25 protein-coding genes are annotated in these 26,427 nt (G+C 72.3%); 11 read left to right on the forward strand and 14 right to left on the reverse strand.

What is annotated here, in order from left to right; genetic code table 11:
- Nucleotides 1-62: 62 nt before the first annotated feature.
- A complete protein-coding gene (locus tag PCA76_RS08330; RefSeq protein WP_272616483.1) occupies nucleotides 63-1,127 on the forward strand; it encodes a GNAT family N-acetyltransferase in 1,065 nt (354 codons plus the stop codon).
- Between the two features lie 11 nt (nucleotides 1,128-1,138).
- Here PCA76_RS08330 and PCA76_RS08335 read toward each other — a convergent pair whose 3' ends face one another.
- The 3 genes from PCA76_RS08335 to PCA76_RS08345 form a co-directional block, all read right to left on the reverse strand.
- The gene (locus PCA76_RS08335; RefSeq protein WP_272616484.1) at nucleotides 1,139-1,537 is read right to left on the reverse strand and encodes a VOC family protein; all 399 of its coding nucleotides are present in this window, start codon (nucleotides 1,535-1,537) and stop codon (nucleotides 1,139-1,141) included.
- Between the two features lie 67 nt (nucleotides 1,538-1,604).
- On the reverse strand, nucleotides 1,605-3,170 hold the full coding sequence (locus PCA76_RS08340) for an aldehyde dehydrogenase family protein (protein WP_272616485.1): 1,566 nt from the start codon (nucleotides 3,168-3,170) through the stop codon (nucleotides 1,605-1,607).
- Nucleotides 3,171-3,436: 266 nt separating this feature from the next.
- A complete protein-coding gene (locus tag PCA76_RS08345; RefSeq protein ID WP_272616486.1) occupies nucleotides 3,437-3,961 on the reverse strand; it encodes an isochorismatase family protein in 525 nt (174 codons plus the stop codon).
- Between the two features lie 217 nt (nucleotides 3,962-4,178).
- On the opposite strand from PCA76_RS08345, the gene PCA76_RS08350 reads away from it, so the two are divergent.
- The 5 genes from PCA76_RS08350 (at nucleotide 4,179) to PCA76_RS08370 (ending at nucleotide 9,494) form a co-directional block, all read left to right on the forward strand.
- Nucleotides 4,179-7,079, forward strand: coding sequence for a glycoside hydrolase family 9 protein (locus tag PCA76_RS08350; protein ID WP_272616487.1), 2,901 nt, complete (start codon nucleotides 4,179-4,181; stop codon nucleotides 7,077-7,079).
- Between the two features lie 95 nt (nucleotides 7,080-7,174).
- Complete coding sequence (locus tag PCA76_RS08355; protein ID WP_272611387.1) at nucleotides 7,175-8,200, forward strand: IS30 family transposase; 1,026 nt, start codon at nucleotides 7,175-7,177, stop codon at nucleotides 8,198-8,200.
- A gap of 116 nt (nucleotides 8,201-8,316) precedes the next feature.
- Nucleotides 8,317-8,682: a hypothetical protein gene (locus PCA76_RS08360; protein ID WP_272616488.1), complete on the forward strand. Its 366-nt coding sequence runs from the start codon at nucleotides 8,317-8,319 to the stop codon at nucleotides 8,680-8,682.
- A 23-nt stretch (nucleotides 8,683-8,705) separates the two neighbouring features.
- A complete protein-coding gene (locus PCA76_RS08365) occupies nucleotides 8,706-8,864 on the forward strand; it encodes a hypothetical protein (protein ID WP_272616489.1) in 159 nt (52 codons plus the stop codon).
- Between the two features lie 102 nt (nucleotides 8,865-8,966).
- Nucleotides 8,967-9,494, forward strand: a complete 528-nt coding sequence (locus PCA76_RS08370) for a DUF488 domain-containing protein (protein WP_272616490.1) — start codon at nucleotides 8,967-8,969, stop codon at nucleotides 9,492-9,494.
- Nucleotides 9,495-9,503: 9 nt separating this feature from the next.
- On the opposite strand, the gene PCA76_RS08375 is transcribed toward PCA76_RS08370, so the two are convergent.
- The 3 genes from PCA76_RS08375 to bioB are packed head-to-tail and all read right to left on the reverse strand — an operon-like array spanning nucleotide 9,504 to nucleotide 11,207.
- On the reverse strand, nucleotides 9,504-10,010 hold the full coding sequence (locus PCA76_RS08375) for a GNAT family N-acetyltransferase (protein ID WP_272616491.1): 507 nt from the start codon (nucleotides 10,008-10,010) through the stop codon (nucleotides 9,504-9,506).
- A gap of 4 nt (nucleotides 10,011-10,014) precedes the next feature.
- Entirely contained in the window at nucleotides 10,015-10,206 is a 192-nt protein-coding gene (gene bsaP / locus PCA76_RS08380; RefSeq protein ID WP_272616492.1) for a biotin synthase auxiliary protein BsaP, read from the reverse strand.
- A 5-nt stretch (nucleotides 10,207-10,211) separates the two neighbouring features.
- Nucleotides 10,212-11,207 (reverse strand): biotin synthase BioB, encoded by a 996-nt coding sequence (gene bioB, locus PCA76_RS08385; protein WP_272616493.1) that lies wholly within the window; start codon nucleotides 11,205-11,207, stop codon nucleotides 10,212-10,214.
- Between the two features lie 158 nt (nucleotides 11,208-11,365).
- Between bioB and PCA76_RS08390 the strand changes: the two genes are divergently transcribed.
- The 4 genes from PCA76_RS08390 to PCA76_RS08405 all read left to right on the forward strand — a co-directional run bounded on the left by PCA76_RS08390 (nucleotide 11,366) and on the right by PCA76_RS08405 (nucleotide 15,713).
- Complete coding sequence (locus tag PCA76_RS08390; protein ID WP_272616494.1) at nucleotides 11,366-12,502, forward strand: 8-amino-7-oxononanoate synthase; 1,137 nt, start codon at nucleotides 11,366-11,368, stop codon at nucleotides 12,500-12,502.
- Nucleotides 12,503-12,675: 173 nt separating this feature from the next.
- A complete protein-coding gene (bioD, locus tag PCA76_RS08395) occupies nucleotides 12,676-13,401 on the forward strand; it encodes a dethiobiotin synthase (RefSeq protein ID WP_272616495.1) in 726 nt (241 codons plus the stop codon).
- 54 nt (nucleotides 13,402-13,455) lie between these two features.
- On the forward strand, nucleotides 13,456-15,036 hold the full coding sequence (locus PCA76_RS08400) for a sensor histidine kinase (RefSeq protein ID WP_272616496.1): 1,581 nt from the start codon (nucleotides 13,456-13,458) through the stop codon (nucleotides 15,034-15,036).
- On the forward strand, nucleotides 15,036-15,713 hold the full coding sequence (locus PCA76_RS08405; RefSeq protein WP_272616497.1) for a response regulator: 678 nt from the start codon (nucleotides 15,036-15,038) through the stop codon (nucleotides 15,711-15,713). The genes PCA76_RS08400 and PCA76_RS08405 overlap by 1 nt, the downstream gene beginning before the upstream one ends.
- A gap of 37 nt (nucleotides 15,714-15,750) precedes the next feature.
- On the opposite strand, the gene PCA76_RS08410 is transcribed toward PCA76_RS08405, so the two are convergent.
- From PCA76_RS08410 to PCA76_RS08430, 5 genes are all read right to left on the reverse strand, one after another.
- Nucleotides 15,751-16,521 carry an ABC transporter permease subunit gene (locus PCA76_RS08410; protein ID WP_272616498.1) on the reverse strand — a complete coding sequence of 257 codons (771 nt, stop codon included), beginning with the start codon at nucleotides 16,519-16,521 and terminating at the stop codon, nucleotides 15,751-15,753.
- Nucleotides 16,518-17,450 carry an ABC transporter ATP-binding protein gene (locus PCA76_RS08415; RefSeq protein ID WP_272616499.1) on the reverse strand — a complete coding sequence of 311 codons (933 nt, stop codon included), beginning with the start codon at nucleotides 17,448-17,450 and terminating at the stop codon, nucleotides 16,518-16,520. The genes PCA76_RS08410 and PCA76_RS08415 overlap by 4 nt, the downstream gene beginning before the upstream one ends.
- A gap of 89 nt (nucleotides 17,451-17,539) precedes the next feature.
- Complete coding sequence (locus PCA76_RS08420) at nucleotides 17,540-18,382, reverse strand: polysaccharide deacetylase family protein (RefSeq protein ID WP_272616500.1); 843 nt, start codon at nucleotides 18,380-18,382, stop codon at nucleotides 17,540-17,542.
- 10 nt (nucleotides 18,383-18,392) lie between these two features.
- Nucleotides 18,393-19,595 (reverse strand): cytochrome P450, encoded by a 1,203-nt coding sequence (locus PCA76_RS08425; RefSeq protein WP_272616501.1) that lies wholly within the window; start codon nucleotides 19,593-19,595, stop codon nucleotides 18,393-18,395.
- A gap of 9 nt (nucleotides 19,596-19,604) precedes the next feature.
- A complete protein-coding gene (locus PCA76_RS08430; protein WP_272616502.1) occupies nucleotides 19,605-20,273 on the reverse strand; it encodes a class I SAM-dependent methyltransferase in 669 nt (222 codons plus the stop codon).
- Between the two features lie 151 nt (nucleotides 20,274-20,424).
- Here PCA76_RS08430 and PCA76_RS08435 point away from each other — a divergent pair, with 151 nt between their 5' ends.
- Nucleotides 20,425-21,318, forward strand: coding sequence for a hypothetical protein (locus PCA76_RS08435; protein WP_272616503.1), 894 nt, complete (start codon nucleotides 20,425-20,427; stop codon nucleotides 21,316-21,318).
- A 92-nt stretch (nucleotides 21,319-21,410) separates the two neighbouring features.
- On the opposite strand, the gene PCA76_RS08440 is transcribed toward PCA76_RS08435, so the two are convergent.
- The 3 genes from PCA76_RS08440 to PCA76_RS08450 form a co-directional block, all read right to left on the reverse strand.
- Nucleotides 21,411-24,326 (reverse strand): M36 family metallopeptidase, encoded by a 2,916-nt coding sequence (locus tag PCA76_RS08440; RefSeq protein WP_272616504.1) that lies wholly within the window; start codon nucleotides 24,324-24,326, stop codon nucleotides 21,411-21,413.
- 479 nt (nucleotides 24,327-24,805) lie between these two features.
- Nucleotides 24,806-25,387, reverse strand: a complete 582-nt coding sequence (locus PCA76_RS08445; RefSeq protein ID WP_272616505.1) for a TIGR03086 family metal-binding protein — start codon at nucleotides 25,385-25,387, stop codon at nucleotides 24,806-24,808.
- 81 nt (nucleotides 25,388-25,468) lie between these two features.
- On the reverse strand, nucleotides 25,469-26,071 hold the full coding sequence (locus PCA76_RS08450) for a TetR/AcrR family transcriptional regulator (RefSeq protein WP_210913457.1): 603 nt from the start codon (nucleotides 26,069-26,071) through the stop codon (nucleotides 25,469-25,471).
- Nucleotides 26,072-26,427: the final 356 nt, after the last annotated feature.

Genomic DNA, 26,427 nt, shown 5'->3' on the forward strand with positions numbered 1-26,427 from the left:
CGCCGAGCAACAGGGTGGCAACAGCGGGGGACGAGGGTGGTACCCGGGGAAGGGAGCCAACCATGACGTTGTGGCGGATCAGGGCCACCGTGGACGACCGGCCGGGTTACCTGTCGGTGCTCACGGCGAGCCTCGCACTGCGCGGGGTCAACATCCTCACCGTGCAGGTGCAGCCCACCGAGCAGGGCGCGGTGGATGACTTCCTGGTCGACGCGCCGGACGCGCTCGACGGGGCCGAGCTGGTTGCCGCCGTCGAGCGGGGTCGGGGCCGGGACTGCTGGGTGGCGCGCAGCGAGGCGCGCGGCCTGGCCGACCAGCCCACCCGGGTGCTCGGGCTGGCCAATCGGCTGGTCCGTGACCCGGACGCAGCGGGCGAGGCGCTGCGGACCATGCTCGGCGCCGACTCGGTCAGTTGGCGACCCGCGTCGATCGGCGTCGAACGGGGAATCACCGGCGCCACCATGCTGCTGGCCGACCCGGCGGGGGGTTCGTTCGCGCTGCACCGGGCCGCGCCCGCCTTCACCCCGGCGGAGTACGCCCGGGCGCAGGCCCTGGTCGAGCTGGCCGCCACCGTGGTCCGTCGGGCCGCCGAGCAGGTCACCCTGGTGCTGCCCGACGGTGCCGAGCTGGCCGTCCGGCCGGCCTGCGCGGCTGACGTGTCGGGCGTACAGGAGCTGCACGAGGTGTGCTCACCGCGCAGCCGGCACCGGCGTTACCTGGGCGGGGCGGCGTTGCCGCAGCCGGCCCGACTGCGTCGGCTGCTGGAGCCGAGTCGAGGGCTGTCCCTGATCGCCACGACCACCGGCTCCGACGGCGCGGCGGAGTCGGTGATCGCCATGGCGAACCTGGTCGGCGAGGGCGACGAGGCCGAGGTGGCGCTGCTGGTGCGTGACGACTGGCAGCGGCGCGGGCTCGGCTCGGCGCTGCTGCGCCGGCTGGCCCAGCATGCCGACCGGGCCGGGTACGCGGCGCTGGTGCTGCACGTCCAGGCCGAGAACACCCCGATGCTGCGGACGCTGCAACGGCTGGGCCGGCCCGGCTCCGCAGAGCGCGACGGCGCGCTGCTCACCCTCACCGTCCCGCTCGTCGCGGAAAGGAAGGGCACCCTATCGACGCCTGGTGCGTAGGGCGGGCCCTCTCACCGCGTCGGGGGTTCGCGGCGGCCGGACACGCAGAACCGGTTGCCCTCCGGGTCGGCGAGCACCACGTACGGGGGTTCGGTCGGGTGCGGGTCGGTGGGATAGTGCCGCCAGTCCACCCGTTGGGCGCCGAGCGCGAGCAACCGGTCGAGTTCCTCGTCGAGGCTGCGCTCGCCGGCGTCCAGGTCCAGGTGGAGCCGGGGGAACTCCTGTGCCGGGCTTTTGCTGAGGTCCATCGCGATGGCCATGCCCGGCACCCCTGGCGGCGGTTCCAGCACGATCCATTCGTCGCCGTCGAATCGGGGTGCGCGGCGGCGGTAGTCGAGGGCCGCGGCCCAGAACCTTCCCGCCCGCTCGGCGTCGGACACGCCCAGGGAGAGCTGCTCGATCATCGCCATCTTGCGACGGTACGCCGCCGGCCCCCTGTCACACGCGCCAGGCGTTGACAGGGGGTCGGCGAGGACCTCAGGTGGCGGGGTAGCTGCTGTAGTCGGGGAAGTTGCCGTAGAGCCGGCTGTCGCCGCCGACGGTGACGGCGTGTACGAGCAGGTCGCCGCCGACGAACGCGCCCTTCCAGGAGGCGCCCCGGCCGCCGAACGGCTCGTCCCGGTCACCCCGTGAGCGCGGCTTGTTGATGCCCACCTTGAACGCCTGCAGGTCCACCGCGAGCTTGCCGGCCTCGTCGGTGTCGTCGCAGGCCAGCGACGCCACCAGTGCGCCGTTGGAGGCGTTCATCGCGGCCAGCAGCTCGTCGGTGGTGTCCACCACGACGATCGTGTCGACCGGCCCGAACGGCTCGGCGTGCATCAGCCGGGACCGGCCGGGCGGGGCGAGCAGCACCGACGGCGCCACGTACGCCGAGGTGTCCTGCCCGGGCAGGAACGGCGCGCCGGTCAGCTTGCCCCGGTGCAGTGGTACCGCGCCGCCGCGAACCGCCTCGTCGACCTTGCGGCGCAACTCGTCGGCCTTGGCGGCGCTGATCAGCGGCCCGAAGTCCAGCTCGGGCAGCGGGTCGCCGGCGGCCCAGTCGTCGCCGACGGCGAGCGGGTGGCCGAAGCGGACCGAGCGCACGACCGGCAGGTACATGTCGAGGAACTCGTCGACCAGGTCACGTTGCACCACGAACCGGGGGTACGCGGTGCAGCGCTGCTTGCCGTACTCGAAGCCCTTCTTGAGGTGCGTGGCGAGCAGGTCCCACTGGGAGAAGTCCCAGATGCCCCAGGCGTTGAGACCCTCCTGCTCGATGAAGTGCCGCTTGTCGCTGTCGAGCAGCGCGGCGGCCACCTTGCCACCGTTGGAGCGTCCGCCGACGAACGCGACCGCTCCGATCTCGGGCGCCCGGACCAGCACCTCGGACAACTCCTCGCCGCCGCCGGAGACGAGGGTGGCGGGAAGGCCGGCTCGGCGCATCAGCGCGTGCGCGACGGTCAGGCAGACCGCGCCACCCTGGGACGGGGTCTTGGCGATAACCGCGTTGCCGGCCAGCAGCTGGACCAGCTCGGCGTGCACCAGGACGCTCATCGGGTAGTTCCACGAGGCGATGTTGCTGACCGGGCCGGAGAGCGGCTCGCGACCGTCGGCGAGCATCCGGTCGATCTCGCCCGCGTACCAGCGGACGCCGTCCAGCGCCCGGTCCACGTCGGCGCAGGCGAGCCGCCACGGCTTGCCGATCTCCCAGACCAGCAGCAGCGCGAGCAGGTCGCGGTGGGCGGTGAGCGAGTCCAGTGCGTCGGCGACCCGGGCCTTGCGGTCGGCGAGCGGGGTCTGGGCCCAGGCGCGGTGCGCGGCGGCGGCGTGCGCGACCGCGGCGCGGGCGGTGTCGGCGTCGAGCCGGGGCAGGTTGATGACGACGGTGTTGTCCACCGGTGTGCGGACCGGGGTGGGCTGGCCGACCGCCCGCCAGTCGCCCTCGACCAGGTTGTGCAGGGTGGTGACGCCGTCGACCTCGGCGCCGAACGCCTCCGGGGTGGCGGCCACCGCGCGGGCCAGGACGTCGGACCAGGCGGTGCCGTCGGCGAGTCGTAGTGCCATCGCGTTCTCCTCAGGGTTGACCGGGGAGCGGCGGCGTCGATGGCACCACTGATGATCCGTACTGTCTCGCGCCGGGTAGCGGGTCAGCAACAGTACGTTTGTATGGCTGGACGCCGCCGCGTTGCTCGGCCGGACAGCTCGCTCGGTGGCGACTCGCCCGACCTGCGACGACGCCCCCCAATCATTGATGAACATCGATGATGTGACCTAGCCCCCGGACGCCGTCGACCGGTTACCCGTCAGTACGGATCGACGGCGGGCGCGGATCAACCGCCCAGTGCGTCGACCGCCTCGGCGGTGGTGCAGACCGTGCCCAACGCGCGGAAGATGTTGTTCACCGCGAACTCGTGCGCGTCCGTCCGGAGCCCGCTCATCGCATCCTGCGGCAGGACCATCCGGTAGCCGATCTCGTAGCCGATCCGGGCGGTCTGTTCCACCCCGTAGTTGGTGGCCACGCCGGCCACCACCAGCGTGTCGACGCCCCGCTCGCGCAGCGTCGCGTCCAGGCCGGTGTCCTGGAAGGGGCCCCAGGTGCGCTTGGTGATCTCCAGGTCGCCGGGCTGCGGTGCGACCTCCGGGACCAGTGTGTTGCCGGCCGACTGCGGATCGGTGCCGGGCCGTTCGAACCGCACCACCACGACCAGCGCCCCGGCGGCCCGTGCGGCGTCGGCGAGCGTGACACAGCGGGCCACCACCTCGGTGCCGGAGTGCGGGGCGAGGGGCTGATCGACCATCTGTCGCTGCAAATCGATCAGAACGATGGCGGTACGGGCTGGTTCCAGGGGTTCCATGGCATAACCGTAACAACGTCGGATTCAGTCACCGTCGGCGCGCGTGGACGCTTCCCAATCGACGGCGCTCGCATTACATTGTCGGTTATCCATGGGAGCGCTTCCACGGCGCTGCCTCTGGTCACGCCGCCACCCCACGCAGTCGCCGGTGGCCGTGCCATCCGACGCCGTCCCGCGTCGGCGCGGCCGCCGGTGGCGCCACCCACAGGAGCCCGCCATGCGCCACCCCACCCGGCCGGCCTCCGGCCGCCCCGGCCGCTTCCCGGCCGCCGACCAGCCCTGGCCGCGGCGACTGCTGGCCACCGGCGTCGCCCTGCTCACCGGGCTGTCCCTCGCCGTCACCGTGCCGCCGTCCGGGCCGGCGTCCGCCGCGCCAGCGACCTACAACTACGCGGAGGCGTTGCAGAAGTCGCTGTTCTTCTACGAGGCGCAGCAGTCCGGTCGGCTGCCCGACTGGAACCGGGTCTCCTGGCGTGGCGACAGCGCCCTCACCGACGGCGCCGACGCCGGCCTGGACCTCACCGGCGGCTGGTACGACGCCGGCGACCACGTCAAGTTCGGCTTCCCGATGGCGTTCAGCGCCACGATGCTCGCCTGGGGCGCGGTGGAATACCGCAGCGGTTACACCGCATCCGGGCAACTGCCACACCTGCTCAACAACCTGCGCTACGTCAACGACTACTTCATCAAGGCACACCCGTCGGCCAACGTCCTCTACGGGCAGGTCGGCAAGGGCGACGACGACCACAAGTGGTGGGGTCCGGCCGAGGTGATGGCGATGGCGCGGCCCGCGTACAAGATCGATGCGAGCTGTGGCGGCGCGGACCTGGCGGGGGAGACGGCCGCCGCGATGGCAGCCTCCTCGATGGTGTTCCGGCCGACCGACGCGGCCTACGCCGACCGGCTGCTCGGGCACGCCCGGCAGCTCTACACCTTCGCCGACACGGTGCGGAAGTCCTACCACGAGTGCATCACCGACGCGACGAGCTTCTACCGGTCGTGGAGCGGCTGGCAGGACGAGCTGGTCTGGGCCGCCATCTGGCTGCACCGGGCCACCGGCGAGGCCAGCTACCTGGCCAAGGCCGAGAGTGAGTACGACAAGCTCGGCACCGAGAACCAGTCCACCACCCGCTCCTACAAGTGGACCATCGCCTGGGACAACAAGCAGTTCGGGGCGTACGTACTGCTGGCGAACCTGACCGGCAAGCAGAAGTACGTCGACGACGCCAACCGGTGGCTGGACTACTGGACCGTCGGGGTGAACGGGCAGCGGGTGCCGTACTCGCCCGGCGGGATGGCGGTGCTCGACTCCTGGGGTGCGCTGCGCTACGCCGCCAACACCTCCTTCGCCGCGCTGGTCTACAGCGACAAGACCACCGACACCACCCGCAAGGCGCGCTACCACGACTTCGCCGTCCGGCAGATCAACTACGCGCTCGGCGACAACCCGCGCAACTCCAGCTACGTCATCGGGTTCGGCGCCAACGCGCCGCGCAACCCGCACCACCGCACCGCGCACGGCTCGTGGTGGGACAGCCAGACCGTGCCCGTCGAGACCCGGCACACCCTCTACGGAGCGCTGGTGGGCGGCCCGTCCGCGGCCAACGACGCGTACAGCGACAGCCGGTCGGACTACGTGATGAACGAGGTGGCGACCGACTACAACGCCGGCTTCACGTCCGCGCTGGTCCGGCTGACCTCCGAGTACGGCGGCACGCCGCTCGCCAACTTCCCGGTCGCCGAGACGCCGGACATCGACGAGCTGACCGTGGAGACCACGGTGATGCAGGCCGAGCCACGGGCCACCGGGCTCAAGGCGATCGTCTACAACAAGTCGGCCTTCCCGGCGCGCGCGCTGACCGACGGCCGCTTCCGCTACTACTTCCGGCCCGACGGCACCGGCCCGGTGCAGGTCACCGCCGGTTACACCCAGGGCTGCCCGTCCCCGACGACCGCCAAGCAGTTCAGCGGCGACATCTGGTACGTCGAGGTGGACTGCACTGGCTACACCATCGCCCCGGCCGGCCAGTCGCAGCACCGGATGGAGGTCCAGTTCAAGGTCGGCGTGCCGGAGGGCGGCACCTGGGACCCGACCAACGACCCGTCGTACCAGGCGACCGCCGGACCGAACCGCAAGGTTCCGCTCTACTCCGGCACCACCCGTGTCTGGGGTGACGAGCCGGGGCCGGCCGTGCCGGACACCACCGCGCCCACCGTGCCGGGTAAGCCGGTGGCGTCGCAGTTGGCGCCGAGGTCCGTCACCCTGACCTGGGCGGCGTCCACGGACAGCGGCGGCAGTGGGCTCGCCGGGTACGAGGTCCGCGAGTTCATGGTCGGCAACGACGTGGTGGTGATCCGCCCCGTCACCGGCACCTCGCTGACCGTCTCGACGCTGTTGCCGGAGCGGACGTACGAGTTCTCCGTCGTCGCCCGCGACGGCGCGGGCAACACGTCGGCGGCCTCACCGGTGCTCAGCGTGACAACGCCACCGGCTGGCAGCGCCGACACCACCCCACCGAGTGCGCCCGGCACCCCGGTGGCCTCGGCGGTCACCTCCACCGGGGTCAGCCTGAGCTGGGCGGCGTCGACCGACAACGTCGGTGTCACCGGGTACCGCGTCTACCGGGAAGCGGGCGCCACCGACGCGCTGGTCGGCTCGCCGACCGGCACCACCCTGGCGGTGTCCGGGCTGACCGCGTCGACGGCGTACCAGTTCTACGTGCTGGCCGTGGACGCGGCCGGCAACACCTCCGCGGCGTCCGCGCCGGTCGCGGTGACCACCGCGCCCCCGCCGGTCGGCGGCACCTGCACGGTGGGGTACGCCAGCAACGACTGGAGCACCGGCTTCACCGCCACGGTGACGATCACGAACACCGGCACCAGCGCGATCAACGGCTGGGCGCTGCGGTTCAGCTTCACCGGTGGGCAGACCGTCAGTCAGGGGTGGTCGGCGACGGTCAGCCAGACCGGCGCGGCGGTCACCGCCACGAACCTGTCCTACAACGGCACGATCGCTGCGGGCGCGTCGGTCAGCTTCGGCTTCAACGGCGCCCACAGCGGCACCAACCCGAAACCGACCGCCTTCACCGTCAACAACGCCACCTGCGCGGTGGCCTGACCCGCGCCGCACTCGAGATCTTGGACAGTTTCCGTTGGCAGGGCGGGCTCAACCGGTGGTTGCAACACCCTTCGGTGATCTTCGTTGGGGTGGTTATGGCGTCGAGGTTGAGCCCGCTGGAGCGGGAACAGATCGGGTTGGGTCGGGCTGCGAATGAGTCGTTGCGGTCGATCGCGCGCAGGTTGGAGCGGTCGGTGTCGACGATCTCGCGGGAGGTAGGCCGGTTCGAGCGCTACGGGCAGCGGTATCAGCCGTCGATGGCGCAGTGGGCGTCGTTTCTGCGGCATAACCGCTCCGGGCGGGTGCCGCGGTTGGCTGGTGACGGGCCGTTGCGTCAGATAGTGCTGGATATGCTGCGGCGACGTCGTTCGCCGCAGCAGATCAGTGCCCGCCTGCGGGCGCAGTTCCCGGACACGCCGGAGATGTGGGTGTCGCACGAGACGATTTACCAGGCGATCTACCTGCAGGCGCGGGGCAATCTACGCGCGGAGTTGACGCGGCAGGTGGCGTTGCGATCGGGTCGCGCCGCTCGCCGCCGTCGGGCAGCGAGCGCTGGGGCGGTGCGTTCGGCTCGGCCCTGGGTGAACCTGCGCATCGCTGACCGGCCGGCCGAGGTCGCCGACCGGGCGGTGCCGGGGCATTGGGAGGGTGACCTGCTCGAAGGAGTCCGTCGGGGTGGGTGCGGTGGTTCCGCGATCGCCACGTTGGTGGAACGCGCTACCCGGTTCGTGATCCTGGTCGGGCTGCCCGAGGGCAAGGTCTCCGAACACGTCGTGTCTCAGCTGGCCGCCGCGATGACCTGGCTCCCGCAACGGTTACGAGCCTCGCTAACCTGGGACCAGGGCGTCGAGATGGCCCGACACCGTGACTTCACCATCGCCACCGACTGCCCGGTCTACTTCTGCGACCCACACAGTCCCTGGCAACGCGGCAGCAACGAAAACACCAACGGACTGCTGCGCCAGTACTTCCCCAAAGGCCAATTCGACTTCACCACCATCGACCAAGCCGGCCTCGACCACGTCGCCGACGAACTCAACGACCGCCCCCGCATGACCCTAGGCTGGGCCACCCCAGGTGAGAAGATGACCCAGCTACTCAGTGTTGCAACCACCGGTTGAGCCCGCCCAGTTGACGGAAACTGTCCAAGATCTGCGGCCGTGTACGCACACTGTCGTACCCGGGAGGACGTTGCCGGGCGGACGCGGACCGGACTGCGTCCGGACAGGGTGGTGACATGACTGTTACCGCACGGACGTTCACCATCGCCGGCCTCGTCGTCGGCGCCGCGGGCATCGGCGTGCTGTGGGCCGCCGGGGTCGAGTTCCCCATCGCCGTACCGCCCGGGATGATCATTCTGCTGGCTGGCGCCCTCTTCGTCGCGCTCGCCCCGTGGCGCTGGTCGCCCGCGGTGGGCGCGCTCCTGGGCCTGTTCGTGGCCGTCGGGTTCGCGATCAGCCCGACCGGGGTGGACAACCTGCTCGGGCGGCATGGAGCCGACGTGGCGACCGGACAGGTGATCCAGTTGGTCGGGGTGCTGACCGCGCTGGTCGCCGGGGTGCTCGCCGCCAACGCCACCCGGCGGGTGCCTCAGCGCCGCTGACCCCGGCGACTCAAGGTCAGTCGGTGCGGTCGTCGGCGAGCAGGTCCACCCGGCTCGGTGCCTGCTCCGTGGGGGTACGCCAGCAACGACTGTCCTATAACGACGCGCTAGCGCCGGGAGCGTCGGTGAGCTTCGGCTTCAACGGCACCAACCCGAAACCGACCGCCTGCACCCTCGCCTGACCGAGATCTTGGACAGTTACCGTTCGGCGCGAACGGTAACTGTCCAAGATCTTGCCGCGTGGGCGAGGGATAACCTGTCGCGATTCGGGGCAAGCCAGCCTCGTGGCGGAGTTGCTGACCGTCGGGCACGGCACAGCCGACCGGGTGCGGCTGGGGGAGTTGCTGACCGGGGCCGGGGTGGCCCTGGTGGTGGACGTGCGGAGGTTCCCCGCCAGCCGCGCCAACCCAGACGTCCGGCGGGAGGAGCTTGAGTGGTGGCTGCCCGAGTACGGGATCGACTACCGCTGGGAGCCGGGCCTGGGCGGACGCCGACACATCCCGGCCGGTGAGCCCGAGCCGGACACCTGGTGGAGGGTCGCGGCGTTCCGGGCGTACGCCGCGTACACCCGTACGCCGGAGTTCGACGTGGCGCTGACCGGGGTGCTGGCTGACGCGGCCCAGCGGACCACCGTGGTGATGTGCAGCGAGAGCCTCTGGTGGCGCTGCCACCGCCGGCTGATCGCCGACGTCGCGGCTCTCGGTCGCGGGACGCCGGTGGCGCATCTCCTCCCGGACGGGCGGCTCAGCCCCCACCAGCCCGCCGAGGGCGCTCACCGACTCCCCGATGGGCGCCTGTGCTGGGACGGTTGAGGCTCCCGCTCACTCCACGAGGTCGTCGGCGAGCAAATCCATCAGCAGGCCGTCGTGCCAACGCCCGTCGGCGCCGCGCTCGTAGCGGCGCAGCACGCCCACCGGCCGGAAACCCACCTTGGCGTACGCCCGGATGGCGGCGCTGTTCGCCGCGGCCGGGTCGATGGTGAACCGGTGGTGGCCGTACTCGTCGATCAGGTGCCGGGCCAGGGTGCGGATGGCGTCACCGCCGAGGCCGGCACCTCGCACCGCCGGGTCGAGGAAGACGTCCATGCTGGCGTGCCGGTAGTCCGGGTCGGGCTCGGCGTGCCACTGGATGGCGCCGACCACCCGGCCGTCGTGCTCGATCGCGTACAGGTGCAGGTCGTCGTCGCCCAGGTCGGCGCGGACGGAGTCGGCCAGGTCGTCGCCGCCGCGCCACCACCGACGTACCTCCGGGTCGGCCCGGATCGCCGCGAGGACGGGTACGTCGTCGACCGTCGCCGGTCGCAGTGTCACCGCCCGCCCGCGCAGCACCGGCTCAGCCCCGGATCTCGCCGTGCTCGACGCAGACCGCCGACCAGCCCACCGGCAGCACCTGCACCTTCATCCGGCGCCGGCACTGGTGGCAGAACCGGGGCGGCTCCAACTGGCGAGCCGACGCGCAGGCCGCGTGGGTGGCGGCCGTCGCCGACTCACCACACCGGTCGCACCACAGCTCGGTCGTCGTCATGGTCGTCACAGCGTGGCGGAGAGGGCCTTGACCGGCATCTTCAGCTCGACCAGCAGGTCCAGGTCGGCGGTCGCCGGTCGACCCAGCGTGGTCAGGTAGTTGCCGACGATCACCGCGTTGATGCCGCCGAGCAGACCCTCGCGGGTGCCCAGGTCACCGAGGGTGATCTCCCGGCCGCCCGCGTACCGCAGGATGGTGCGCGGCATGGCCAGCCGGAACGCGGCGATGGCCCGCAGCGCGTCCTTGCCCTCCACCACCGGCTGGTCGCCCAGCGGCGTGCCGGGCCGGGGGTTGAGGAAGTTGAGTGGCACCTCGTGCGGGTTGAGCTCGGCGAGCTGCGCGGCGAACTCCGCCCGCTGCTCGATGGTCTCGCCGAGGCCGAGGATGCCGCCGCAGCACACCTCCATGCCGGAGTCGCGGACCATCCGCAGCGTCTCCCAGCGCTCCTCCCAGGAATGCGTGGTGACCACGTTCGGGAAGTGCGACCGGCAGGTCTCGAGGTTGTGGTTGTAGCGGTGCACGCCCATGTCGACCAGGTCGTCGACCTGCTCCTGGGTGAGCATGCCCAGCGACGCGGCGACCTGGATGTCGACCTCCGCCTTGATGGCGGCGACGCCCTCGCGCATCTGCTTCATGAGCCGGGCGTCCGGGCCGCGCACCGCGGCGACGATGCAGAACTCGGTCGCCCCGGTCTTGGCGGTCTGCTTCGCCGCCTCGACCAGCGACGGGATGTCCAGCCAGACCGAGCGCACCGGGGAGGTGAACAGACCGGACTGGGAGCAGAAGTGGCAGTCTTCCGGGCAGCCGCCGGTCTTGAGCGAGACGATTCCCTCGACCTCGACCTCCGGGCCGCACCAGCGCATCCGCACGTCGTGGGCGAGCTGCAGGGCGGCGGGCAGGTGCTCGTCGGGCAGGTTGAGCACGGCGAGGATGCCGGCCTGGTCGAGGCCGACACCGTCACCCAGGACCTGGGTCCGGGCCTGGTCGAGGATCTCTGGCATGGCTCGTACCCTACAAGGCCCCTCGATCAGCCGGAATGACCTGGCAGCCCGTCGACCCCCCTCGCACCGAGTGGATCCGTCGGGCCGATGGTGGCGGGTGGTAATTTCGCCCGGCAGGTGTCGGGCTGACCGGCGCGGACAGCGGTGAAGGGGTGACGGTGGCGGATTGGCTGGCGGCGCTCGACCGCCGCGCGGATTTGCGGGCGAAGGCCGGGCTGACCCGGCGACTGCACCCGCGTCCGGCCGACGACGGGATGACCGATCTGGCCGGCAACGACTACCTCGGCCTGGCCACTCACCCGGAGGTCACCGCCGCGGCCATGGCGGCACTGTCGGCGTACGGGCTGGGGGCGACCGGGTCGCGCCTGGTGCGTGGTTCCACGGACGCCCACCAGGCGTTGGAGGTCGAGCTGGCGCAGTGGCTGGGCACCGACCGTGCCCTCGTCTTCTCCTCCGGCTACCTGGCCAACCTCGGTGCGCTGCGGGCGCTCGTCCAACCTCGCACGCTGCTCGTCTCCGACGCGCACAACCACGCGTCCCTGATCGACGGCTGCCGCATCTCCGGTGCGGAGACGGTGGTCACCCCGCACGCCGACGTGGACGCGGTCGCCGCCGCGCTCGTGGCCGCTCCGGGCCGTCCGGCGGTGGTGGTGACCGAGTCGGTCTTCTCGGTCGACGGTGACCTCGCCCCGCTGGCCCGTCTGCACGCGGTGGCCCGCCGCCACGGCGCGCTGCTGCTGGTCGACGACGCGCACGCGCTCGGTGTGACCGGTCCGGCCGGCGCGGGCGCGGTGGCCGCCGCCGGGCTGGCCGGCGAACCGGACGTGGTGGTCACCGCCACCCTGTCCAAGGCGCTCGGTGGTGCCGGTGGAGTGGTCGCCGGCCCGGCTGAGTTCGTCCGGCATCTGGTCGAGACCGGGCGCACGTTCATCTTCGACACGGCGCTGCCACCGGCGGTCGCCGCCGGTGTGCACGCCGCGCTGCGGCTGGCCCGGGTCGGCGACGACCTGCGCTCGGAGCTGTCCGACCGGGTGGGGTTGGCGGTCGGCCGACTGCGCGCCGCCGGGCTGACCGTCTCCGCGCCGGACGCGGCGGTGATCTCGGTGACGGCCCCGGGGCCGGAGGCGGCGACGGCCTGGGCCGCCGACTGCCGGGACCGGGGCGTCGCGGTGGGCTGTTTCCGGCCGCCCTCCACCCCGGACAACCGCTCCCGCCTGCGGCTCACGGTCAGCGCCGGGGTGCCCCGGGCGGCGTTCGAGCGGGCCCTGGACGTCATCGTCGAGTGTGCGCCGTGAGCGCGAGGAGTGAGCCGGTTTTGCGAGCCCCGCAGTCGCGAGCCGAGGTGGTGTTGTGAGCGCGAGGAGTGAGCCGGTTTTGCGAGCCCCGCAGTCGCGAGCCGAGGTGGTGTTGTGAGCGCGAGGAGTGAGCCGGTTTTGCGAGCCCCGCAGTCGCGAGCCGAGGTAGCGCCGTGAGTGGGTGGGAGGGGCCGGTTCTGGTTACCGGGACCGACACCGAGGTCGGCAAGACGGTGGTGACCGCGGCGATCGCGGCCGCCGCGCAGGCTGCCGGGTTGCGGGTGGCCGTGGTCAAACCGGGCCAGACCGGTACGGCCGGCGGTGAGCCCGGCGACGTGGACGTGGTCAACCGGCTGGCTGCCCCGCTGACCGGCCGGACCCTGGCCAGTTATCCGGACCCGCTCGCCCCGCTGGCCGCGGCCAGGGTCGCCGACCTGCCGCCGTTGGAGTTGTACGCGGCGGTGGACGCCGTCCGTGACGAGGCGGACAAGCACGACCTGGTGTTGATCGAGGGCGCGGGTGGGTTGCTGGTTCCGATGGGGCTGCGTCCGTCGGGTGAGCTGTGGACGATGGCCGACCTGGCGGTGTCGCTCGGCGCACCCGCGGTGGTGGTCGCCCGCGCCGGGTTGGGCACGCTCAACCACACCGCGTTGACCCTGGAGGCACTCGACCGGCGTGCCGTGCCGGCCGGCGTGGTGATCGGCGCGTGGCCGACCAGACCGGAGCTGGTGCACTGGACCAATCTCACCGATCTGGTGCCGAACCTGCTCGGCGCGTTGCCCGACGGCGCCGGCGCGATGGACCCCGGTGTGTTCCGGCGCTCCGCGCCGGGTTGGCTCACTCCGGCCCTGCACGGTGTGCTCGACGACTGGCGGGTCTGGGCCGAGGAGAGCGGCTGAACACCTGACTTTCGTCGGTGTCCGCGCAGGTCGAGCGTGGGTAGCCTGACCGCCGTGCGGATCCTCGACTCCTCGCCGCAAGGTCGGTGGGACCGGCGGCGTCGCCTGCTGTTGGACGCGCTGCTCTGGGCGGTGGTTGCCGCCCCGGTCGGCTACGCCGAGGTCACCCCGCCCTATTCGCGGTACGCGTTGCCGCTGCTGGTCGGCAAGCTGTTGCTGCTTGGCGCGGCGGTGGTGGTGGCGCGTCGAGGCGGACCGTTGGTCGCCCTCGTGCTGGTGGTGCTCGGTTCGGTTGTCGATGGCAACTTCGTGTTCGCCATCCCGGTCTTCAGCTACCTCGCTGGGCGGCGCAGCGCCAGCGCGGGCCCGGCGGCCGTGGTCTTCGTCTTGATCGCGGCCGGCGGCACGGCGCTCAATCTGGGGCTGCTCGGCACCGGGCCGGCCACCTGGTTCCTGCTCGCCTCGGTGCTGCTCTTCGCCGCGGTGTTCCCCTGGTTGGTCGGCCGGTACCGGCGACAGCAGCAGGAGTTGGCCGACGCCGGTCGCCGGCACGTCGATGCGCTGACCCGCGAGGAGCGCGGTGCCGCCGAGCGGATCCGGCTGCGGGAACGGGCCCGGATCGCCGGTGAGATGCATGACTCGCTCGGTCACGACCTCAGCCTGATCGCGTTGCGGGCCGCCGCTCTGGAGGTCGCCGCGGACCTCGACGACCGGCACCGGGCGGCGGCGGGGGAGTTGCGGGCCAGCGTATCCGCCGCCACCGAGCGACTACACGAGATCATCGGGGTGCTCCGTGAGGAGGGTGGCGCGTCGGTGCGTCCAAGCGGGGAGACCGTCGCGGACCTGGTCGACGGTGCCCGGGAGGCCGGCATGGCGGTACGGATGGACGCTGCCCCGGCGGTCGCGGAGCTACCGGCGATGACCGACCACGCGGCCCACCGGATCGTCCGTGAGGCGCTGACCAACGCCGCCCGGTACGCGCCGGGCGCCCCGGTCGACGTGCGCCTCACCCGCGACGGTGACCGGGTCGAGGTGACCGTCGTCAACGGTGCTCCGCCGGCGGGGCCGCTGCCCGCCCCGCCGTCGCAGGGCAGCGGGCTGCTCGCACTCGCCGAACGGGTCCGCCTCGCCGGTGGGACGCTCGATGCCGGCCCTCGCGCCGACGGTGGTTTCGCCGTACGGGCGGCGTTGCCGGCCACCGCGCCGCCGTTGGAGGCGATCGGGTCGGCGGGCCCTGGGTTGGGCCGAGCGCCACGGTCCGGCGGCGGTGAGTCCGGTCCGATGGAGCGGCCCGTGGACGCGGAGCGGCGGCTGCACGACGCCCGCCGACGAGTCCGGCGCAGTCTGCTCGTGGCGCTCGTGGCGCCGGCCGGCTTCGCTCTGGTGCTCTCCTTCGTCTACTACCCGGTGGCTACCGCCGGGACGGTGCTGGACCGGGCCACGTTCGACCAGATGCGCGTCGGCACGCTCCGGTCGGAGCTGACCGGGCTGCCCCGGCGACAGGTGGAACGGCCCACGGCGGTGGACCGGGACGACTGCGAGTACTACACCGACGGCAACTTCCCCCTCGCGGAGCCGACCTGGCAGCTTTGCTTCACCGATGGCCGGTTGGCCAGCAAGGAGTGGATCGCGTAGTGAACACCGATACGGCCGGGGCGCCACCGGTCCGCGTGGTCCTGGCTGACGACGAGGCGATGATCCGGGCCGGCGTCCAAGCCATCCTCGCCACCGATCCCGGCATCGAGGTGGTCGCCGAGGCCGGTGACGGACGCGCGGCGGTGGAGCTGGTCCGTGCGCACCGTCCTCGGGTCGCGCTGCTGGACATCCGGATGCCGCGACTGGACGGGTTGGCTGCCGCCGCCGAGATCCGCCGGGTCGTGCCGGAGACCGCGACGATCATGCTGACCACGTTCGGCGAGGACGACCACGTGGCTCGGGCACTCGGGCACGGCGCCAGCGGGTTCCTGCTCAAGGCCGGCGATCCGCGTGAGTTGCTCGCCGGTGTGCACGCCGTCGCCGACGGCGGCGCGTACCTGTCGCCGAGGGTGGCCCGCCGGGTGATCGAGTTGGGCGCCGGGCGGTTGGCTCGCCGGCCTGCCGCCCGGGACCGTACGGCGGGGCTGACCGAGCGCGAACGGGAGGTGCTCGCCCTGGTCGGGGCGGGGCTGTCCAACGCCGAGATCGCCCGCCGACTGCACCTGGTGGAGGGCACCGTGAAGAGCTACCTGACCAGCATCTTCACCCGGCTGGACGTGCGCAACCGGGTGCAGGCGGCGATCCTCGCGTACGAGGCGGGGCTGGTCGACGGCTGAGCGGGGGCCTGCACGGCCCCCGCTCAGCCCGCACGACTTACGCGTCCCGACGGCGTAGCGCGGCCCGACCCAGCAGCAGCGCGGCGCCGGCCCATCCGGCGAGCAGGAGCAGCCCGACCAGGCTCGGGTACGGCTCGGTGTCGCCGGCCAGGAAGTGTCCGCCGGCCACGCCGGGGAACACGTCGGCGATCCGGTTCAGCACCTCGATGTCCGGCTCCTGAAGTGACAGCGGCACGATCATCAGGGTGGCGAGGAGCACGGTGATCGTGAGCACCGCACTACGCAGCGTGGCGCCGAGGCCCAGGGCGAGCACGCCGACCAGCGCCAGGTAGGTCGCCACCGCCACGATGTCGCCGATCGTGCCGGCGGCCGGGGCGCTGCCCCACTCGCCGAGTACCGGCCGGGCGACCAGGGCGCCGACGCCGCCGAGCAGCAGCCCGAGGGCGAAGGTGACGGCACCGGCGACCACGGCCTTGGCCAGCAGCACACGACCGCGCGACGGGGTGCACTGCAGCGTGCTCCGGATGGTGCCGCTGGTGAACTCGGCGGTGATCGCCATCAGACCCAGCGCCAGCACCACGTACTGGGTCAGCTCGACCGAGTCGATCAGCACGCTGCCGACGGTGACGATCCCTCGGTCGTCGACCGGGTCGTCGTTGGTGTTGTCGTTGGCGGCGTAGATGGCCAGCTGGCCGGCGCTCGCGGCCATCACCAGCAGACCGGCCAGCGCCGTCCACCAGGTGCTCCGCACCGAGGAGAGCTTGGTCCACTCGGCGGCCACCGCGCCACCACGATTGTTGGTGCTCATCGTGCCCCACCTTCGGTCGCGCCACCCGCGTACTCGACGCTGTCGGCGGTCAGCTCCATGAACGCCTGCTCCAGCGACGCGCCGTGCGGGCTCAGCTCGTGCAGTCGTACCCCCAGCTCGTACGCCAGGTCCCCGACCCGGTCCGCGGTGGTGCCGGTGACGGTCAGCTCGTTCCGGTCGGCCGCCTCGACGGTCGCGCCGGCGGCCGTGAGGCGCGCGGCGAGGGTGGCCAGCCCGTCCGGGTGCGGGCTGCGGACCCGAACCGCGACCGTGCTGCCGGCGATCACGTCGTCGATCGGCGCGTCGGCGAGCAGTCGTCCCCGGCCGATCACCACGAGCTGGTCGGCGGTGAGCTGCATCTCGCTCATCAGGTGGCTGGAGACGAAGACCGTCCGTCCCTGGTCGGCCAGCGAGCGCATCAGCTGCCGTACCCAGCGCACGCCGTCCGGGTCGAGGCCGTTCACCGGTTCGTCGAACATCAGCACCGGCGGGTCGCCGAGCAGCGCGCCGGCGATGCCGAGCCGCTGGCCCATGCCGAGGGAGAGGGTTCGCCCCGCTTTGCTGGCGGCTCGCCCGTCCAGCCCGACGGTGTCCAGTACCTCGTCGACTCGCTGGGTGGGGATGCCGTTGCTGCGGGCCATGGCCAACAGGTGCGCCCGGCCGGACCGGGCCGGGTGGATGGCCCGGGCGTCGAGCAGCGCACCCACCTCGTGCAGCGGCCGGCGCAGCTCCCGGTACGCCCGCCCACCGACGAGAGCCTGCCCGGCGGTGGGGCGGTCCAGCCCGAGGATCATCCGCATGGTGGTGGACTTGCCGGCGCCGTTGGGGCCGAGAAAGCCGGTGACCCGGCCGGGCGCGATGTCGACGGTCAACGCGTCGACCGCGACGGTCGCCCCGAACCGTTTCGTCAACCCACGTAAAGTGATCATGCGCTGACGCTAGGCGCGCGGGCCGCTGCTCCACTGCGCCCGATCGGCACCACCCGACCCTGACTTTCGTCATGCCCGTGACAGGAAAGTCACCGTACGTATTCCGTCAGGAGAGCCGGGGTGAGTCCGGCCCGGTGGATCGCCTTCAGTGCTGCGAGCAGGTCGTCCATCAGCGCCGGTCGGAAGTGCATCAGCAGAATGTCGCCGGGCTGGACCACCTTCTCCGGGGTCTGGTAGCGCACCTTCCCCTCGTGGACGGTCTCGGTCCAGTGGAAGACCGCCTTCGCGCCGCAGTCGTGTGCGGCCTTCAGCGTGGTGCTGTCATGCTCGCCGAACGGTGGCCGGAACAGGGTGGGCCGCTTGCCGAACAGCCCCTCCAGCTTGTCGGCGGCACCGCAGATCTCCTGCTTCTGGTAGTCGTACGACCGGCCGGCCAGCGAGTTGTGCGTGATGGTGTGGTTTTCCACGATCCCGCCCACCGCCTCGATCTGCCGAAAGTAGTCGGTGTGCTCCGCCGCCGCCGGTGAGTTCAGAAACATCGTGACCGGGATGCGCGCCTCCCAGATGAAGTCGATCAATCCCGGCGGGCGGGCCAGCCCACCGTCGTCGATGGTGATGAAGGCGACCTTCTGGTCGGTCGGCAGGCGGTGCCAGAACGGGGCCGCACCGGTCGCGGGCAACTGCATCGGTTGCGGTGGCGGCGCCTCGGGGAAGGTCGGTACCTGGGACAGGTACCACTCCAGGCTCCCGGCAGCGGGCTCCGCCGTCGCGGACGGCGAGGTCGACGGCCTGGGGAGCGGGGCGGACGGGGTCGGCTGGGCAGTGGTGATCCGCCGGGCGTGCAACGTCGGGTTGGCTGTGCAGGCACTCAGCGTCAGGAGGGCCAGAAGCGGGACGACGGCGAGGATCCGACGAACAGGGGTCGCTGACACGCCCGGAAACCTACCGAGGTGATGTCAGCATCCGGTCAGGCGGTGCGCCGTACGGGCGGCGGACGACGAAGGCGTCGGGCATCCGGAAGGTGAGATTGTCCGGGCACCAGGGCGGACGGACCACCCGCACCCCGTCCAGCAGCGGAGCGGCCTCGGCCACCACCACCGCTGCCTCCATGCGGGCCAGCACGTCACCGACACAGCGGTGCGCCCCCGCCCCGAATGCCAGGTGCCGGCGCGACCCGCGCTGGCCCGGGCGGAACTCGTCGGGGGACTCGACGATCGTGGGGTCGCGGCCCGCGCGGCCCAGCCACAGCACGAGGCTGCTGCCCGCCGGCACCGCCGTCCCGCCCAGCGTGCTGTCCGTCGCCGCCACCCGCCGCCAGGTGACGATGGGCGGTTCCAGCCGCAGCCCCTCCTCCACCACGTCGGCCACGGCGACCTCGCCGGTGCGCAGGCCGGCCCGTACCGCCGGCTCGTCGGCCAACCGGTGCAGCAGCAGGGTGAGGAACTGCGAGGTGGTCTCCTGACCGGCGACCAGCAGGAAAAAGAGCGCGCCGACCACCACGTCCGGCGGGTTTCCGGCCGCGCGCATGTCGGCGGCCAACCCGCCGCCGGTGGCCGCGAAGTCGCGCAGTACGCGGTGGAACCGGCCCACCTCGACGGCGAGTGCCACCTGTCGGTCGGCGTCCAACGGTGCCCAGAACAACTCCAGCGCGGCGCGGGCGAACTCCTTGACCGCGCCGACCGGCGCGTCCGGCAGCTCGACCAGCCGCGCCAGCACCAGCAGCGGCAGGTCGGCGGCGAGGTCCGCGTACAGGTCGACCGGCTCACCGGTGTCGAGCGTGGCGCCGAGCCGGGCGACCCGGTCCCGAACCAGCGCGGTGAGCCAGGGCCGCTGCGCGGCGACCCGGGTGGGGTGCAACGCGTCCGCGACGATCGCCCGGATCTGCGGATGGCTGGCGCCCGAGTTGTTCGCCAGGGTCGGCGGCAGCCGGAACCGGTGCTCGGCGAGCACCCGCAGTGCGGTCACCGGCATCGGTGTCACCGCGTCCAGCGCGTTGTCCGGCCGGTAGGTGACCGGGTCGGCGAGGACCTGACGCACCAGCGCGTGCCGGGTGACGACCAGGTGGGTGCCGCCGACGTGGTCCGGCACCCGGGCCACGTCCGGCCATGCGGGGTCGGCCACCTGCGCCCAGCTGCGGAACAGCACCCGGACACGCTAGCCGGAGGCCCCCGGCAGGCCGGCCCGCAACCGCCAGACGGTGGTGCGCTTCACCCGGACGCTCTCCAGAGCCTCCGGCACCGGCACGTCGTACGCCGCCAATTCGTCGAAGCGGTCCCTGGGCAGGAACGCGCGGCCGGGGTCGCCAACCAGCGCCGGTGCGCCGGCCCGGGCGGCGCGGAGCAGGAACCGCAGCACCCGGCGGGCCATCGCGTCGCTGTAGAAGACGTCGCCCGCGAGCACCACCTCGGCGTCCCCGGCGTCGCCGTCGAGGATGTCGCCGAACTCGGCGTCGACGCGTACCCCGTTGGCCTCGGCGTTGAGGGCGACCGCCGCCACCGCCAGCTCGTCCACCTCGACGGCCCGCACCGACGCCGCGCCGGCACGGGCGGCGGCGATGGCCACCAGGCCGGAGCCGGAGGCGAGGTCGAGCACCCGGCGGCCGGCGACCAGCTCCGGGTGGTCGGTCACGTAACGGGCGAGCGCCTGCCCGCCGGCCCAGGCGAACGCCCAGAACGGTGGCGGCCGGTCGCTGGAGAACTCGCCCTCGGTCAGCTCCCACAGCCCGATCGGCTCGTCCGCCTGGTGCAGCCGCACCTCGGGGACGAAGGGAACCGGGGCCAGCCGGGCGTGCAGCCGGACGAACGTGCTGGAGAGCTCGGACACGACGCCGATTGTCCCAGCGGCCCGAATCTCGGCGTGTCGCGGGGGAGCGGTGACCGGTTCACCACGGTCGGTGAAAAGCCGCCCTCTCCTTGCCGTCCGGTGCGAACACACCCGTCTGGTCGGGTCGACGCGCCGCTCCTAGCGTTGCCCAGTGGAGGCAACCGAACGAAGGGCGGCGGTGGTGGTGACGGTGTGGCGGAATGCGCTGCGGGTAGGGGTGGTGCTGGCCTGTCTGAGCGGGGTGGAGCTGGCATTGGTCGCTCCGGCACAGGCGGCGTTCACCACCGAGCTGAGTGGGCTGCCGGCCCAGTTCACCGCCGGTGAGCAGGTGCGCACGGTGTCCGCCGTCGTCTCGCGGACCGACCAGCGCGGCGGCTGCGTGAAGGTGCGCTGGTCGATGGTGCTCAGCGTCCAGGGCCTCCGACTCGACCAGGTGAAGATGGATCGGGTGGAGGACACCGGGGACTTCCCCCTGGAGATCCAGACCGATGGCGACGTGGCCCGGCTGACCGACCGGCAGCTCGACCCGGGCACGCTCTGCCGGGACCGCACGGTCACCGCCCGCTATCGGTTGGCCTTCGCCGAGGACGTCACCCAGGGACGGGTCACGCTCGCCGCTGAGGCGTACGACGCCAACGCGCGCCTGCTGGCCCGGCAGACGGCCACCCGTTCGGTGGTGGGTGTGGGCGGCACCCCGACCCGTACGCCGAAGCCGACCGCCACGCAGGCGCGGCCCACTGCGACGGCGAGCGAGTCGGCCGAGGCGGAGAGCACCGAGGCGGAGGAGCCGGTCGGGGGCCAGACGTACGACGCCGCGCCGCCTCCCGCAGCCGGTGCTGGACGCCCGGTCTCCCAGTCTGGTGGGTTCGGCGTGGTGCCGGCCGCGTTCCTGCTCGGTGGGCTGCTGCTCTCGCTCGGGTTGGGGCTGCTGCTGCGGCTGCGCCACCTGACCCGGGCTGCGGCCGGCACCGCCGACGACCCGCCGGTGGACCGGACCTGGGAGCGCCCGGCCCCACCCGACCGGTGGCATCCAGCCCGCCGCTGAGCGAGGGCCGGCGGAGCTTGTTGGGCCGGCAGGGCCGGCGGAGCCTGTTTGGGCCGGTGGGGCCGGCGGCAGGTCCGCCGGCCCCACCGCTGTCACTTCGAGAACGCCTGGAACTCGGCGATCCTGACCTGGCTCCGAGCCGGGCTCGCGGTCGCGCAGTCCGTCGTCGTGGCCGGGTCGTCGTCCTGCTCGCCCGCGTAGTGCGGGCCGCCGGTGCACTGGCTCGCCAGCACCTCGAGCCGCAGGTGGGTGGCGACGGTGCTGGGAACCGCGAACGTCCGGAGGTTGATGTCCCGGCTGTACGCCCGGTACGCCCCACCGGGGAACGCGTCGCCCGCGCTGGTGTAGATGCGCTGCCAGCGCGCCGGGTCGGCGCAGTCGGTGGTCTTCGCGTTGCAGGCCGACACCGCGAACGAGCGCAGCGCGGTGAGCGCGTTCTGGCTGCCGGTGTCGGCGTCGCCGGTGATCGCCGGGCGCAGCATCGCGCTGACGTTCACGCGTTTGACCACCTGCGCGGCGTCCCCGGGCAACGCCACGGTGAGCTGCCGGCCGGCGACCCCGTCGAGGGATGCCCAGTTCGTCGCCTCGGTGTCGTCGACGATCCGGTCCAGGTTGACCCCGTCGCCGGTGACCGTGGCGCCGGACGCCGTGGATGCCAGGTTGCGGCTCAACCGCAGGTCCACGTACCCGTCCTGGCCGGCCTTGGCGACCGTGCTGAGCCGCTGGTGCCCGAAGCCGGGGGCCACAGCGAGCAGGTCGTACGTGCCGGCCACCAGCTCGACGGTGTCCGGGATCGGCGTCGCCGGGTCGGTGTCGGCCACCGGCACGGCCCGCGCCTCGTACGCCCCTACGTACACCCGGATCGGCGCGTCGGCGCTGTCCCCGCGCGGGCGCAGGGTGAGCGTCGCGTTGCCACCGCGCGGCGAGGCGAAGCTCGGCGTCGGGTCGGTGTCGCCGGCACCGTTGGTGACGGCGTCCCGGCCCATCCCGGAGCGGGCGAACTCGGCCCAGATCAGGTCCTGGTTGGCGCCGCCGAAGCGGAGCAGATCGGCGGTGAGCATGTTGTCCCGCATGTCGAGCATGCTGACCTGGCTGGCGGCCTGGAGCAGGAACGAGTCGAAGACCAGTTGCGACCAGCGTCGGTTGCCGGGGCACTGGTCGGCGGCGACCTTCCCCTGTGCGCAGTCGAGCTGCCGCTGTGGGGTGCCGAGGCCGTACCGCTTGACCAGCGCGGAGCGGACCCGGAAGTTGGTGGCACCCCAGATCTCCCCGTCGGCGTGCACGGCGGGGCCACCGGTGTTGTAGCCGATGTCGGAGTAGTTGAGCGGGCTGCGGCTGAGGTCGTAGTTGCGGATGCCGCTGACCAGGTTGCCGGTGACGTAGCCGCCGGTGACGAAGGGCGTCTCTCCGGGTGCGCGCAACCCGTGCTGGAAGAGGTATTCGGCGGCGAGCAGGTCGCCCCACGACTCACCCATCGCCCCGCCCTGGTGGCCGCCGATCCCGCTGTCCGGGCCGGCGATCATCCGGTTGGTGATCGCGTGGGTGTATTCGTGGCCGATCACCGTCATGTCGTAGTCGCCGTCCACGCACGGCGGGTAAGGTCCGCCGGCCTGCGGCTGCCACAGGTACATGTTGGTGGTCGGCGGCAGTCCGTCGCGCGGGGTGCCCTGGTTGGCGTTGTTCCGGTTGCCGGTCAGCGCGCCCTGCTGAGCACGGCCCTGCTCGGCGTCACCGCCCAGCCCGGAGGGGGTGAGGTTGACCGCCTGGAGGTTCCACGCCGACTCGGTGAAGCCCAACTGGTACGACCAGTCGTGCAGCCGGTTGTGCATGGCGAAGAGGTTGGCGATCGACGCGTCCGCGTCGTTGCGCTGGGCGGAGGTGAACACCTCCGGGTTGCATCGGGCCTGGTGCCACTGGTCGGTGAAGGGATATTCGTAGCGGCGTTCCGGGCTGGTGGTGGCCGGGACGATCGGGGTGCCCGCACCCCAGGAGAGCACCGTGTTGGCCGAGTTGCCGCGCGAGGTGAAGGTTGGCGTGCCGGTGGCCGCGTCGACATCCCACGGTTGGCCGGTGGCCGGGTCGCGGAAGGCTGCCTGGCAGCCGGGTGACGGGTCGCCGCACCAGCGCACCCGGGGGTCCTGCCCGGGGCCGAGGTCGCGGGGCGGGGTGGCCGGGAAGACCGCCCAGCTCGGGTTGTCGGAGTCGAAGTCGACGAGGTCCTCACGGACCAGCACCTGCCCGCTGATGCCGTCCACGTAGCTGGTGAACGCGGCCGGGTGGTCGGTGTCCGCGCCGATCATGGTGACCTCGTAGGCGGCCCGAGGCCCGTCCAGCGGGGTGGGTACGGCCACCGGTCGGATGGTGTGACTGGCCACCGCGCTGGCGGTCAGCTTGGCGTCGGCGAGCGCGGCGGCGTACGCCTGCTCGGCGGTGCGGGTGGCCGGTGCGGGGGCGCCGGTGTTCCGGGCCAGCGAGGAGCTGACCGAGAGCACCGTGCCGTCGGCGACCGCGACGGTGACGAGGCCGTCCGGCCCGGCGGGCAGGTCGCCGAAGCGTTGCCGGAGGGTGACCACGGCACCGCTGCCGATCGGCCGGACCAACACCCGTTCCATGCTGGCCACTGCGGTGGCGTCCATGCCGAACAGGTCGCGGTTGGCGCTCAGGTAGGCGCGGGCGGCGGCCTCCGGGTCGGAGGGCAGCCCGGTTGCGAGGGGGGTGCGACCGGGTCCGAGAGCCTGCGGGGTGCCGAGCCGGTTCCACCGGACGTCGGGGTCGGCGGCGCGGGCCAGGCCGCGCTGGCGGGCGTCGGGTGCTGCCGTACCGCTGCGGTTGTCGGCGTCGGCGGGCGCGTGCCCCTCGGCAAATGGTCCGGACCGGCGCTCGGTAGACGCTGGGCCGCCGGTGGGGCCGCGGTGCTCACGCCGGTGGGGAGTAGCGCGGCGACCGTCGCCGTCGTCGCCAGGACGGCGATGAGCCGGCGTCGACGCCGGCTCATCGGGGGTGACCACTCCGGTTGTGGCACGGGACCTCCTCGTGGGAGCGGGATGGCCGGCGGTCGCCGGCCGTCGCTGCGCGGTGACGCATGTGCATCTGTGGATATCAGTCGATCGTGGTGGCGGCAAGGTCTGGGGTCGCCGACACGCCAACAGATCGAGATAAATCGTCTTTACAAAACCATTCCCTTGTAAAGGGGCGACGCGGTTGCCGCAGTCGGTGCAGGACGCGAGACCAGAGGTTGGCCATGGCCGTCGATGTCGATCTGACCGTCGAGCCCGCCGCCTGGCGGGACCCGCGCAAGCCGCTCTGGCCGCTGGCGCTGCTGCGCGGTGTGGACCGCGACGCGCTCTCGCTGGCCGCCGCGTACCGTCTTCGGCAGCCTCCGCTCGGCCTGGCGGTTGGAGACCAGCCGCTTCCGGGCGCGGGCCAACGTCGAACGCCGGAGCTGACGACGCTGCTCGTGCTCAGTCGCCCGGCATGCTGCGCGGGGTCAGTCGCCCGGCGCCCAGTCGGGGTCGCGGCCGAAGGCGGCCAGCAGGCGGTCCTGCTCGTCGACGTCGTCGGACACCTGCACCCCGGTCTGGACCAGCTTGTTGCGCCGGTAGTTCTCCATCTGGCCGGCGAACCATTGAGCGGCGAGGTGCACGGCGTTCGGGTCGAGCCGCGGCTGGGCTCCGATCGCCACCGCCACGTCCCAGCCGTGGATGAGGTGCTCGGCGAGGAGCTGCTGGAGGTATTCGGCGGCCGGGGCGTCGCCACCGGAGAGGTGCACGGTGCGGTCGATCGTCCCGGGATGGGTGGCCGCGATCTCGGCCTGAGCGGCGGCCTCCCGCGCCGCCGCGATCGGGTCGGCGCCGAGCAGATCGCCGTCGAGCCGGTCGCCGACCTCGTCGATGGTCCGGCCCGCGAGTAGCGGAACGCTCCACCGGTCCTCATTCACCACGTGGTTGACCAGCGCGCGTACGTCCCAGTCCGGGCAGGGCGTCGGGTCGGACCACTGGCCGGCCTCGACCTGGTCCACCCGGTCGATGAATTCGGCCAGGCTCCGGCGGTACGCCTCCAGTAGATCCATGCTGCCGATTGTTCCGGTCGGCGGGGCGGGCGGAGCCGTTTTGCCCGGCCTGGGGTGGGTGATCGCTGGCGGGCTGCCCGCTCAGTCCAGGTCGGTCAGGTCCAGGCCGAGCTCCCGGGCGGTCACCAGCCGGACCCACTCGCCGAACTGGCGGCGGGAGATCACCCGGTCGTGCACGGCGAGTTGTACGGCAAGGCCGTCCATCACCGCGCTGATCCGCCAGGCGGCCCCGTCCGGGTCGGCGCACTGGAAGGTGCCGTCGGCCACCCCGGCCGAGATCACCGCGGCCAGGTCCTGCCGCCAGCGCAGGTCGAGCCGGCGGGAGACCTTCTCCAATTCCGGGGTACGCAGCGATTCGGACCAGCCGTCGATCCACATTGACCAGGAGGTCGCCCGCCCTGCCGGGGTGTAGAGCTTGAGGATCCGGCGGAGCTTGGTCAGCGGTGGGGCCGAGGAGCGGGTCACCGCGTCCAGTCGAGCCAGATCCTGCTCGACCGCGTACGCGAAAGCCTGCGCGAGCAACCGCTCCTTGGTGGCGAAGTGGTAGAAAACCAGCGCCTGGCTCACGCCGGCGGCCTGCGCCACGTCCGCTGTTCGGGTGTTGGCCAGACCGCGCTCGACGATCACGTCACAGGCGGTGCGCAGCAGGGCATCCAGGCGGATTTCGGCCGCACGTCTCGTCACGACCGTTACCGTAGCCCATCCGACCGAACACGAACAGTTACCACCGCGGCCTGATCCGCGATGCGACAGTCGGAAGCCGGACAATTCCTCATGGTGCTGTCGGTCGTTCTGCTGAGAGCGTTCACCGAGGTCTGCCACCATGGGCTGGCCTGCGCAAACGTCCGTCGGCCGGAGGGCGACGTATCGCTGGCCAGCGATGCCGGAGTGTGGCGGCTGGCAACGGACCGGGACACCAGACCAGCCCCCTAGGAAGCCTGCGGGTGGTGGTCCCGGCCGTGCCTTCCCGACGGGGTGGGACGCGCCGGGGAGACCCCGAGTTGGCAGTCATTCACCGGCTCGGCTAAAGTTCTCATCCG

This window comes from Micromonospora sp. LH3U1, assembly GCF_028475105.1.
Lineage (GTDB): Bacteria > Actinomycetota > Actinomycetes > Mycobacteriales > Micromonosporaceae > Micromonospora.